At 37.2% G+C, this 12699-nt stretch carries 10 protein-coding genes; 6 read left to right on the top strand and 4 right to left on the bottom strand.

Going from position 1 to position 12699, the window contains the following annotated elements; all coding sequences use genetic code 11:
* Positions 1–1298: 1298 nt before the first annotated feature.
* Positions 1299–2300, bottom strand: coding sequence for a bifunctional riboflavin kinase/FAD synthetase (locus tag ACFIKQ_RS07110; protein WP_375656189.1), 1002 nt, complete (start codon positions 2298–2300; stop codon positions 1299–1301).
* Positions 2300–3145, bottom strand: coding sequence for a TIGR01459 family HAD-type hydrolase (locus ACFIKQ_RS07105; RefSeq protein ID WP_375656188.1), 846 nt, complete (start codon positions 3143–3145; stop codon positions 2300–2302). The genes ACFIKQ_RS07110 and ACFIKQ_RS07105 overlap by 1 nt, the downstream gene beginning before the upstream one ends.
* 1241 nt (positions 3146–4386) lie before the next feature.
* Here ACFIKQ_RS07105 and ACFIKQ_RS07100 point away from each other — a divergent pair.
* The gene (locus ACFIKQ_RS07100) at positions 4387–4746 is read left to right on the top strand and encodes a helix-turn-helix domain-containing protein (protein ID WP_375636387.1); all 360 of its coding nucleotides are present in this window, start codon (positions 4387–4389) and stop codon (positions 4744–4746) included.
* Positions 4747–5576: 830 nt separating this feature from the next.
* On the opposite strand, the gene ACFIKQ_RS07095 is transcribed toward ACFIKQ_RS07100, so the two are convergent.
* Together ACFIKQ_RS07095 and ACFIKQ_RS07090 are read right to left on the bottom strand one after the other, a co-directional pair.
* Positions 5577–5813, bottom strand: coding sequence for an EexN family lipoprotein (locus ACFIKQ_RS07095; RefSeq protein WP_375656187.1), 237 nt, complete (start codon positions 5811–5813; stop codon positions 5577–5579).
* A 1063-nt stretch (positions 5814–6876) separates the two neighbouring features.
* On the bottom strand, positions 6877–7617 hold the full coding sequence (locus tag ACFIKQ_RS07090; protein ID WP_375656186.1) for a hypothetical protein: 741 nt from the start codon (positions 7615–7617) through the stop codon (positions 6877–6879).
* Positions 7618–8013: 396 nt separating this feature from the next.
* On the opposite strand from ACFIKQ_RS07090, the gene ACFIKQ_RS07085 reads away from it, so the two are divergent.
* From ACFIKQ_RS07085 to ACFIKQ_RS07065, 5 genes are read left to right on the top strand one after another with little or no spacing between them, the layout of a single operon-like run.
* Complete coding sequence (locus ACFIKQ_RS07085; protein WP_375636380.1) at positions 8014–8340, top strand: TrbC/VirB2 family protein; 327 nt, start codon at positions 8014–8016, stop codon at positions 8338–8340.
* Positions 8341–8649 carry a type IV secretion system protein VirB3 gene (locus tag ACFIKQ_RS07080; protein ID WP_273788309.1) on the top strand — a complete coding sequence of 103 codons (309 nt, stop codon included), beginning with the start codon at positions 8341–8343 and terminating at the stop codon, positions 8647–8649.
* Between the two features lie 22 nt (positions 8650–8671).
* Positions 8672–11026, top strand: a complete 2355-nt coding sequence (locus ACFIKQ_RS07075) for a VirB4 family type IV secretion/conjugal transfer ATPase (RefSeq protein ID WP_375636421.1) — start codon at positions 8672–8674, stop codon at positions 11024–11026.
* Positions 11023–11544: a type IV secretion system protein VirB5 gene (locus ACFIKQ_RS07070; protein ID WP_375636378.1), complete on the top strand. Its 522-nt coding sequence runs from the start codon at positions 11023–11025 to the stop codon at positions 11542–11544. Before ACFIKQ_RS07075 ends, ACFIKQ_RS07070 begins: the two co-directional genes overlap by 4 nt.
* Complete coding sequence (locus ACFIKQ_RS07065) at positions 11531–12517, top strand: type IV secretion system protein (RefSeq protein WP_375636376.1); 987 nt, start codon at positions 11531–11533, stop codon at positions 12515–12517. The genes ACFIKQ_RS07070 and ACFIKQ_RS07065 overlap by 14 nt, the downstream gene beginning before the upstream one ends.
* Positions 12518–12699: the final 182 nt, after the last annotated feature.

Genomic DNA, 12699 nt, shown 5'->3' with positions numbered 1-12699 from the left:
CTGTAGGGCGTGATTATCCTATTCAAAGAACAAGAAAAGCCTGAAACTGTTATTTTCATGATTTAAGAGATATTGCTCTGGACACTTTTGAAAGTGGCAAAGCCGAATTTAAAAAAGACAGTCATCTGGACTGATTTCCCCCTTTATAACTTCATATTTTCCCCAATAAGGCTGTAGATTGATTTCAGAGATTATCCAAATGAATATAGGCAATAGGGCTGTCCCCATCTGGTATACAAAAGCTGTAACAGCAGAGAGAGCACTAAAGCGCCTTAATCTTTGTCTCAAACATACTGCTCGCGTTGAGGATCGCTAAAGCAAAAGTTTTATGAGAAAAACAACACCATAAAGTCATGGATAGAGCGAACATAGATTGGAAAGATGTCCCAACTTTTATCCAACACTTCTATCAAAAAACAACAAGACATAATTGGCTTTGCATTTTCATATCCTTACAAGACAGCCTTCCCGTTACATTATAGGCGTTATATTTGTGAAGGACAAAGAAGATATATGGACAGTTCTTTGTTTGAGAATCTGAAAGATTTACGTATTACGACAACCAAATTGTGCCTTTATCAATCAAAAGCATTAAAAATTTTTGAAACAAGTACACCTGCTTTCTCGCAATGATTTCTTTTTATCTGCAATCAATCGCAGTCTCCTTAATGTAGATTTCCTATCACAATATACGAGAGAAACGAGACTTAAAGCATTTTCCATCAGCTTCATTCTCGTTTACGTGATTGGTTAGCACAAAGCCGCTGCTGACCACCGCTCTACTTCACGAGGCTCAACAAACGAACCTTTTTTTAATATTCATCATATGATACTAAATATCACATGCGTAAGATTTTACATAAACCCAATCCCATCATAAAAGACGATATGTCATAATAAAACAAATTAGAAAAAAGAGACCATAAATTTTTGAAATAAAAGAGTTATCGATTAAATTTTATCAAACTATAAGCTTAAAATCGCAAAAAATTTTAAAAACAGCCTTTCTCCCTCTTCGCGTCTATTATTGCCAAATAGGCTGGGGCTTATTCTTTACTGCATCTTTTATGATGGGTTTTAACGGATCAGAAAGAAACAAGCAGTAAACTTTTGAATGACAACAAAAGCCATAAAATGAACTTTGAAAAAGATAATGCCAAAATCAGATATTCAGATATTCGATTCTCCCTCTCAACAACGGAAACAACATATATTCCACGATGTTTTGGAATATATCTTTGTGATTATAATCACTTTAAGTGCTATTTTTACAGCTCTTTTATCTTTTGCAGATAAGTTTAGGGCATATTTTTAAAAGTAAGCAGCCTATCCAACTTTGATAATGGTTGTGCTATCTTTAAAATTTCTTTTGCTTTTTTTTCATCACGGTGCATTTGCGCAATCAAAGGTTTAAGCCCATCAAATTTTTCTTGTCCTCGCAAAAACTGGAAAAAAGAAACGGTACAGCTTTCCCCATAAAGGTCGTCGTTAAAGTCAAACAAATAGGTTTCCAAAAGTGGCGCACCATCTTTAACAACCGTTGGACGACAACCAAAGCTTGCAACACCATCATACAAAACACCGTTCGCACGACGCAAACGTACCGCATAAACACCATGAGCCAAGCGAACTTGGGGAGGCAACATTTGATTGGCGGTAGGAAATCCCAAAAAACGCCCAAGTTTATCGCCTTGAATAATATTGGAGCATACCCGATAGTGATACCCTAACAAATGAGCTGCTTTGTCCACTTTTCCTTGTGAGAGAAGCTGCCGAATAAAACTAGAGGAAATAATCAACTGTTGTGAATCTTGAAGACGCGAAACGCAAGGAACTTGCACAACCTCAAATCCATATTTCTCTCCCCTTTGGCAAAGAAGCTGCACATTTCCACTTTTCTGATGACCAAATTGAAAATTTTCCCCTGTCACCACAACTGAAACATCAAAAGCCTGTTTTAAAATCGATTTGATAAATTCATCCGCTGAAAGCGTGGCAAAGTGCGCATCAAAGGGCTGTTCAATCACACCATTAAAGCCAAGGACTTTAAAAATTTCAGCTTTTTCAGCTGCCTCTGTCAAACGATAGACAGGAGCTGAACGTTGAAAAAAACTTCTTGGATGTGGTTCAAAGGTTAAAACAACTGCTGGTTTCTTTTTTATCCGTGCGAAATCAAGCGCTTTTTGCAACACCATCTGATGTCCGCAATGAACACCATCAAAATTTCCAAGTGCCAACACGGCTCCCCGCCAAGCCGAGGGAAACATGTGAGTCCCCTGAAGACGCAAAAAATTAGCCATTACTGAAGTGCCCACATGATTGCTTGTGGTTTATAACCATGACGTTCAAGAAAAGAATGCAAAGCTTGCTTATCCACCACACCATTTTGCGCATAATCATAATGATGAATCCCCCCCATAATATAAAGGGCATCAAGACCAAAATGAGCCGCCCCCTTAATATCCGTCAAAAGACCATCACCAATAGCTAAAACTTGACTTTTTTCCACAATTCCACGAATGTTTTGAAGTTTTTCAAAGGCACACTCATAAATAGGCGCGTGAGGTTTTCCAGCAATGCGTACTTCCCCCCCTAATTGTTGATAAAGACGCGCCAATGCACCAGCGCACCAAAATTCTTTATTTCCATAATGGACAATCACATCAGGATTAGCACAAATAAAAGGTAAATTCCGCGCCCGCATGCGAAGAAACATCTCCTCATAAGCAGAGGGTTCTTCGTCAAAATCTTCAAGAAAACCGCTGCAGACGACAACAGAAGCCTCCCATTCTTCAACAAATTCACACTCTAACCCTTCAAACAGCACCAAATCACGTTGTGAACCAATAAAAAAAACTTTACGCGGAGCTGTCCGAATGAGATCGCGCGTTACATCCCCTGAAGTGATAATGGCATCATAATAGTCACGATGAACATTCATGCTTTGTAATTGAGCAGCAACATCTTCCCGTAGCCGAGGAGAATTGGTCAATAAAATAACATTTTTTCCCATTTGTCGAATTTTATACAATGCTTTCAACGCTGGTTCAAATGCATGTACACCGTTATGCACAACACCCCACACATCACAAAAAACAGCATCATAATGCGTTACAATAGTCTCAATATGGGTAAGTTCATTCATGGTGCACCTATCTTTATTTATCATTTAAAGCTGTCTTTTATTTCAAAACTACTTACCGAAAGATAATACTTGTGTCATCTGCTTTCTCAAACCATATTCCAACTTTGCATCGCTTATAGCAATCATAAAAAATGACAAAATAAATAAGTTATCGTTAAGTTGTGCAAAATTCTAAAACGCTTTATATCAAAAGCTTATCATTCCACAATGCTCATTTTTCTCATAAAAACTTTAATTCTCACAATAACTGCGTTGATACAGTTTTTTATCTAAAACACGCACATTCTTAAAAACGAACAAAAAAACTCCTTAAAAAAACGCTTCCTTAAGTATAGAATTATTGATTTATAATAATAATTTATTATTCATACATAATGAGAAACCAAAATATCTTTTCTCATTTCAAATCTGTTGATATTGAATCAATCAAAACTTTTCGCTTGCACATTATAAGCAGGATGAGCGTATAAATAAAAACACGTGAAGAGAGAAAAAATAGCTCTTATGCTCCCTTTCAAAGGTAAAAACTGTCGTAATATTTTAGACTGACAAAGAGTATGTGCCCTCCAAGCATCTTTTTTTCAGTAAAGATAGAAATATAGCTTTTATCCCATTCATCGAAGCTTTTACGTTATACACTTTACGAAACGCCATTTGTGAAATGGGCGCTAACATTGAGAAATATCTTCTCAAAACAAACATGTGAATATACAACAACCAAATCTATTCTGTTTTGATTTTATTTTGCATGAGGGCTCTTTACTCATAAAAGGTTTCCCCTATCATCATGATATCTCAGACGCATCAAAACAAGCCATTTTGGTTATTGGTTAAGCACAGCACCATAGGCAGTGCCTTGAGCTTAAAAACCAAGGTTTACCTTTGTAAAAAGCGAATCTTAAAACATGAGTTTAGTAAGCGGGTTTTAAAAAGTTGAAAGGCAAATAACCTCTCATTTAAAAAAATCTATCCGTCTTAAGAAAAACTATTTTTATTGCCAATCTCCTAAAATTACTTTACTAATTAGAAAATGTATTGGTCGTATACGCAACGACCAATAGGGCCTTGAAAACCCGAAACCCTAGCGTAAAAATAAACCCAGTGTGTGGGTATCCCGGAATTCCGGGAGATTTTGCTATGTCCAGGTGCTCCAAGCACTAAAAGCAAAATGCTGACTAGGGTTCAGTGTTTTCAAGCTCCCGGAATACCAATGCGAGGGCGCTCGCAACCGGAGGGGGCAAATGCAAACTCAAAATCTTAATGTTGATCTTTTTGTAGGCAAAAAAATTCGCTTTAGGCGAAAAATGCTCAAAATGTCTCAAAAAACATTAGGGCATCATTTAGGTGTCACTTTCCAACAAATCCAAAAGTATGAAAAAGGCTTAAATCGCGTGAGCGCAGGACGTTTAAAGGAAATCTCCGATATATTGGATGTCCCTATTGCCTTTTTTTACGCTGATATCATCAAAAAAGAACATACCCCGTACCATCATGATGAAATTGTAGCGAGCAAAGAGGAATATTTGCTTTTAAAAAGTTTTAGAATTCTTACATCTGTCAAACAAAAAGCAATTTTAAAATTAATTTCTGATCAAAATTAAAACCTTTAAAAACATAAGTATAGGGTGCTACACGCTCTGTTCTTGGCTTCCTTCCCACACATCAAAGGATGCAAATCCCTCCTCAAACTGGTTGATACACAATCCAACTTCTCAAAAACAGCTCCCTCTCGGCTTCACATTTCATATGGTTCCTTTCACAAAATTATACAAGAAAGCCCTCTCTTGAATATTCACTACACTCTCTTATCAAAACACCCCATGCATAAAGTTTTTATGCCTTACACCACACCTCAAGCGATATTGATTTATAAAGAGTATTCATTGTTTTGCATGTTAAATGAGAATCCAGAATAGCGTAAGATCCTTTCATTTCAGACCCGCTCCATGTTGAATCAACCAAAATCATGTCTCTTGCAAGTTACAAGCGGAAAGAGCCCTTGTGGATAAAAAACTATTAAGAAAGGATTAAAAATGCCCCTAATGAACCGTCTCAAGTGCCAAGGGCTGTAGCAACACCCACGAGCTGGCAAATATGCGCCGGCTTACTCCTTTATGAAGCGTAAAGATCGTGGTGCTCAATGGATCTACCATTATACCATTCACGGACACCACCGTGAAATGGGATTGGCTGCCTTAAGAGATGTTTCTATAAGACAATGCTATCCAATTTTCTCATGATCATAATCCTCAATCTAACAAAGATGAAACAAACAATAGGATTGCAAATATGATTTTGGAAGCTCATCTGAAAGATGAAAAATGATAAAAAATCTCCGCTATAAAATTTAAAGAAGAAACTATTCGTTGAACCGTAACTTCTTTATTTTAGAATTTTTATATAACACTTTACTGTTGAGTATGCATAACCGTTAAAACGCATGACCACGATCTATAGAATTAAGCTTTGGCGAGAAAAACATTTCAGTATCTGCTTGTAAAACATTTTGACAATTTTTAGATTCCTTAACAGCTTGTCCTGAAAGAAAACACTTCTTTCCCCATTCTTCCCTTAATTTTGCATCTTTCTTAAAATCTTCTACGCTATAGTTTTTTTCACACCCCACAGCGAATAATAGAGCCATGCATAATAAAATATTTTTTTTCATTTTACCCCTCTTTAAATACCTTATCTGTTAGCATCATCCCCCAAATGAGTTCTAAATTTTCATACTGTACGAGAATACAGCCTTACTATCACTTGCTTGCTTTCAAAGTGAACACTCTGGGTAAAATAACGCAAGAAGAGCTCACAACAGCCATCGTATGAGTTTGTCATTAAAGCACAATGAGAAAGAAAAAGCCCAAACTGAGTAAAAATGACGAAATCAGAAGGCGCACTAATGTTTTTTTCCAACTGATTTCAAATAGTGACATTGCGATAGGAACCGCGCCCCGCGCCCTATAGAAAGCCTATGAGCATTATAATACTTAAGTATCACGATCAATAGACTACAAAGCCTTTACAAAAAAGTATGAGCTCTTTTTACCTATTTGTATGTTGATTATTGTTTCCCCCATCAAATGCTTAAATAAAAACGTCTTGTGATATATAGAAACAATCAACAATGCAAATCATTTTTACGAAGATTTCTTCGTGTAGCGTCTGTTTGAAATCCATCTTTTCGAAGTCTGAATTTAGAAGCAGATAATTATGAAAGCTTTTCAAGGAATGAAACAGTTTGATCACTTTTAAAGAAGTAAAAAAACGTGATCCAATCCTGAAGACAAAATTCTGATGAAAAAAACTTTTGCTATGAATTCTTTTAAGGCACTGTAAAATATTCTATCCGTTATATCAAATGTTACGCCATTTTGAGATCTATTCATTTTTCACTTTTATCAACTCTGCTCTAGAAATCCATTTCTTGAGCGTTTTTTATCGTCTCATTTTCTCCTTCAAACACAAATACTCAAAAATGCTTTGCCACTAACAATGACATTTTCCTGCTTTTATAAAACACATAAGTAAAAATAGAGGAGGGATTTTGAGAGCAAACCTCCCTTGAAAAGGGAAGTATTATTCATTTACTTCACAAATACTTCACAAACGGAAATAATCTCACGGTTTATTCAAATTTGCCCTATGGTCTTTTGCCCTATGGTCTGGTGCAATTTTATTGATAAAGTTTCCTTTATACAAATTTAAATAAATATGTTCGTTAAAGCCAATCACGGATTTTCAAAGGGGTTGTAAGATCCATTATCTCGCCGCCATTTTAAAGGTTCAGTGAAATCACTTGACCAAAGACCAATCTTGTTGTTGCGTGCTTTTTCTTCCGCATGATGGTACTGGGTTGGAATAGGATCTTTCCCCTCTTTTGAGAGTACCAACATACCTTCTGTAAGACCTGCCTCAGCTAAATCAACCCCTTGAACAAAACATTGCGCATAATAAACACCATTGTGCATCAAAGCCTGTTTACAGGATAAATCCTGCCCAAGTGTTTTGGTGACAAGCCAAGCCGTTGTAACCGCACCACAGGGCCATTCTTGATCATTTAATCGTGCTTTTTGGCGTGGTGCACATGTGTCTACACCATAAAGATGAATATCACGGGTGATATATGAGCGCCAAGATTGTGCAGCAGGCGTCAGCAATTTAAATGTAACCCCACTTGTAACAGAGGCCTTACCATGAAAAACAACAGTATTATTTGCAACATCGTTTGATGAAACACTCTTCTGCAAATCGAGAGCTGGTTCATTTTTTTCTAATTGCTGTTTGGTGATAGATTTAACCAAATTTTCTTCTTCTCGGTTTTCTTCTTCTCGATAAAGATTGAGAATATCTTGTATATCTTGCATCCCAAATGTTTTAAGAATGCTGAAATCTATTTTATCTTTATATTGGCTTAATCCCCACACTATGGAACCCATAATGTAAATAATAACAATCAATTTAAATAGCATTTCTTAACACGCTCACTCAAAAAATTCATTGTTTTTCTATCCTTTCATATTATATATCACCAATACCCTTGTTTTTAAAGAAAAAATCCATATATTTGTGTTGCATATTAACTACATTTTGTAAAGAATAATATTCCTTCTTGCATTGTTTTAATATTATTGTCTTTACCAATGCATACAACTTAAAATTGCCATTTTTATGTAACACAATCTCAACTTGAAAAGACTTCTGTCTCTTTAAGAAAAAGAGTTTGAGAGTGAACAGATCCACTATCAAGGCTTTTAAAACAAACAAACGAGAAGAATTAACTGTCATCAAATGACAGCATTTTTCAGTTTTTAGAGGCAATAGAATGTCGACATATGAACAAATATTATTTGTTAAAGAGAGGTAAAATGACAGATAATAGATCCCAGAACATCATTTTTATCGTTATCATGACCATGCTGCTTTTTACAGCATTGCTTGTATCAGATCCTTCTTATGCTGCTCCTGCTGCTGATGGGAGTGGTTTCGCAAAACTTGAAGGTGTTTTAGGTAGCATTGTCACAATGATGACGGGTCCAACGGCAAAGCTTATTGCAATTATATGTGTTGCTGCTGTGGGTATTGGCTGGATGTACGGCTTTATTGATTTACGCAAAGCAGCTTACTGTGTTCTTGGTATTGCTATTGTTTTTGGTGCCCCTACTCTTGTCGGTAAATTAGCGAGCACGGCATAAATGAACGAAGACACTCTTTTCCTTGCCTGTACACGACCGTCCATGTTTGCCGGTGTCACAATGGAAGCGATGGCGCTCAATGTCATGGCGACGTCCGTTCTTTTTATTTTAACGAGTGGTTTTACCGTGATTGGTTTTGGTATTGGGATGCACTTTATTTTGCGTGAAGTGACAAAACATGATCACAACCAATTTCGCGTATTATTTGCTTGGCTCAATACCCGAGGAAAACAAAAAAACCTCAACCGATGGGGAGGAGGTTCTACCTCCCCCTTACGCCTTATCCGCACTTATAAGGAACTAAGCTGAAGGAGCCAAACCGGTGAAACAGATGTCAATAATGAAACGGGAAACTTTGCCTGAAGAATATATTCCCTATATACGCTATATCAACCAACATGTCGTTGCTTTAAATTCGCGCTGTTTAATGGTTGTGATGGCTGTTGAGGGCGTAAATTTTGACACTGCGGATATTGATCAATTAAATTCTTTACACAACCAATTAAACACCCTTTTAAAAAATATTGCAGATGAACGGGTTGCTTTATATTCTCACATCATCCGCCGCCGTGAAACGATCTACCCAGAAGGTCATTTTCTTTCATCTTTTGCAACAACATTAGATGAAAAATATAAAAAGAAAATGGTTTCGCAAGAACTATATAGAAATGATCTGTTTATTTCACTGCTTTGGAATCCCGCAGTAGATAAAACAGAACAACTGGTTTCATTTTTTCAGCGCTTAAGTAAAGCGAAGAAAACACAATCTGAACCCGATGAGGAAGCTGTTCGTAAACTCGAAGAGTTAAGTCAAGACCTTATGCAAGGTTTAGAAGAGTATGAAGTCCGTCTGCTATCAATCTATGAACATGAAGGTATTTTATTTTCTGAACAAAGTGAATTTCTCCACCAGCTGGTGGGGGGAAGACGTGAGCGTATTCCTCTCACATTTGGAACTATTGCTTCAACGATTTACTCGGATCGTGTTATTTTTGGGAAAGAAATTATCGAAATTCGCCATGAAAGTAATGAACGCTTTGCTGGCATGTTTGGATGGAAAGAATACCCTTCTAAAACACGCCCTGGTATGACTGATGGTTTGCTTACGGTACCATTTGAATTCATTTTAACACAATCCTTTGTCTTTAAAAGTAAGGCGGCCGCCAGTGCGATTATGAGCCGCAAGCAAAATCAAATGATCAATGCAGCTGACCGTGCTAGTTCACAAATTGATGCACTCGATGAAGCGCTAGATGATTTAGAATCAAACCGTTTTGTTTTGGGCGAGCATCACATTTCTTTAGCTGTTTTTGCTGATCATCCCAAAATATTGACTGAAAACTTATCAAAAGCACGAGCCCATTTAACCAATGGGGGAGCCGTAATTGCCAGAGAAGATTTAGGCTTGGAAGCAGCATGGTGGGCACAGCTTCCTGGAAACTTTAGCTATCGTGCGCGTTCAGGCGCTATTACCAGCAGAAATTTTGCCGCTTTATCGCCCTTCCATTCTTTCCCTGTTGGCAAACTAAACGATAATGTTTGGGGAGCTGCTGTCGCATTGCTAAAAACACAGGCAGGTTCACCTTACTATTTTAATTTTCATTATGGCGATCTTGGAAATACGTTTGTTTGTGGTCCATCGGGATCTGGTAAAACAGTGATTGTTAATTTTCTTCTTGCACAATTACAAAAACACAATCCAACAATGGTTTTTTTTGACAAAGATCAAGGAGCAGAGATTTTTGTACGAGCTGGAGGAGGAAAATATAAACCTCTAAAAAATGGGCAGCCCACAGGGATTTCTCCCTTAAAGGGCATGGAATACACTGAAAAAAATAAAATCTTTCTTCGTAATTGGATCTTAAAGCTGGTAAGCGCTGAAGGGCAAATCGTAACAGAAGAAGAGCGACAAGATATCGCCAAAGCCATCGATTCTTTAGAAAACTTACCCCCAACACAACGCTCTCTTGGTGCACTTCAACTGTTTTTTGACAACACATCAAAAGAAGGTATCGCCATACGACTACAACGCTGGATTAGAGGCAATGATTTAGGGTGGGTTTTTGATAATGATCAAGATGATCTCAATTTAAATGCACAGTTCATTGGATATGACATGACCGATTTCTTAGACAATGAAGAAATTCGGCGCCCCTTAATGATGTATCTCTTTCACCGCATTCTTGATTTGATTGATGGGCGGCGCATCATTATTGTCGTTGATGAATTCTGGAAAGCTTTGGAAGATGATTCATTCAAAGCTTTTGCGCAAGATCGGCTAAAAACAATCCGTAAACAAAATGGCATGATGCTCTTTGCAACACAAAGCCCTAAAGATGCTTTGAACTCAACAATCGCGCACACAATTATTGAGCAGTGCCCCACCCAAATATTTTTTCCAAATCAAAAAGCAAATTACAATGATTATGTCGAAGCTTTCAAACTTACTGAGCGTGAATTTGAACTGATACAGTCAGAATTAAGCAGAGAATCCCGCCGTTTTCTCGTCAAACAAGGACAAAGTTCCGTCGTTGCAGAACTTAACTTACGTGGAATGAATGATGAGATCGCCGTTTTAAGCGGCACAACAAAAAACATTGAACTCATGAATGAAATTATCAACGAATATGGAGCAGACCCTGACAAATGGCTGCCCATATTTTATCAAAGGAGAAAAAATCAATGAAAAAATATGGCTTAGTTACACTGTTATCTTTTTCTTTTATTTCTCATGCAATATCACAAACGACACCCGATGCGGATGAATATTATAAACAAGCACTCGAGAATACACAAAAATTAGATGCTGCAAAATCAGAAACAGCTGAAAGCATATATAAAACTGCAACTGAAACTGCAAAAAAAATTAAAGCAATAAGTCATCAACTTGAACAACTTAAGTCACAAACAGATACAACAGCAACAGAAGCTGTAAAAAAACCTAGCCTTGAAGAGTTGCAGAAGCTTCAAGCTCTTCAACAAGAGCTTCAAGTAAAACTTTCTCTTCTTCAAGCCGATCTTCAAGTGGCTTCTTTAAAACTTCAGTCTCTTGATATGATTCAAGCAAGAGATACGAAAACAAAAGACGAAATGCGTGAAGAAATGGAACAACAAAAGCATAAATACCTTGAGGCACAATTAAAAGAAAAAGAAAAACAATTAAAAGAAAAACTTGGAAGTACGAATACAAATGTCAGACTTTAGTTTTTCTCCATTTGAAAGCGTTTCTGGGTATATTTTAACCCCTCTCGATAATGTGATGGACACAACGGTGAGAGGGTTATCTTCTGCTATTTCAGCACCCTTAAATCTCGCCGCAATCATTTTTATCTTTCTTTATGGCTATAATGTTATGACAGGTCGCGTTGCGCTTTCCATGCATAGTCTTCTCAATAATGTTGTTAAAATCGTTGTTGTGACAACAATGGCAACGAATGCGGATACATTTAATACTTATGTCAAGGATATTTTCTTCAATGATTTATCCAACGCTATTGGGAATGCACTTAACAGCAATCCTGCAAGCTCCAATGTTTTTGATTATATTTTGTTAAAGGCAAATGCTCGCTATCAAGAAGTTTTATACAATGCTTGGTTTTTTGAAAAGATCATTGTGGGGCTTCTTGGTTCTATCATGCTTTTAGCCGTTATTCTTTTTTGTATAGGTGGTTTTATTGTGCAAATGTTTGCACAAGTTGCTCTCGTAATGATTATAGGTCTTGGGCCTCTATTCATTAGTTTGTATTTGTTCAACGCAACGCGAAAATACACCGATGCATGGATTACAACTTTGATCAATTTTACCATTTTACAGGTTCTCGTGATCATGCTTGGAACAATTATATGTCAAGTTATTCTACAGGTTCTCAAAGTTTCATATGAATCAATCTATGTTCTTTTCCCCCCTGTCCTCGTCATTTCGATCATAGGGGTTATTATCTTCCGTGCGCTTCCCGGTATTGCAACAGCGCTGGCCTCTGGTGGACCATACTTTAACACTGGTGTCTCTTCAGGGGGACAGGTTTTCACAATGCTTGCCAATGGTGCAAGAACGAGTGCTAATACAGTAAAAAATGCTGCTTTACAAATCTCAGGTGCTGCCGGTAACGCTACTAAAGGTGTGGCAAGCGCGGCAGCAAAAGCAGGAAGATCTGGAGGTGGTCGTGGTCGGTTTTAAGATAAAGCACCTCTTTAAAAGAATAAGCATTTTTGTTTTTGCCTTGCGTGCGCCCTTTGGCGCACGCGCCATGATCCTGTTTCAGGTAAGATCTAACATCTTAGATCTTACAACAAAACCAATCACATAGACTTTTAAAAGTGTCCAGAATAAAGGCTCTCATGCATTGTATTCCAAGATAT

The sequence above is a fragment of the Bartonella sp. MR63HLJHH genome (genome assembly GCF_042194155.1).
In the GTDB taxonomy this organism is placed as follows: Bacteria; Pseudomonadota; Alphaproteobacteria; order Rhizobiales; family Rhizobiaceae; genus Bartonella; species Bartonella grahamii.
This window is presented reverse-complemented; position numbering and strand designations above follow the sequence as displayed.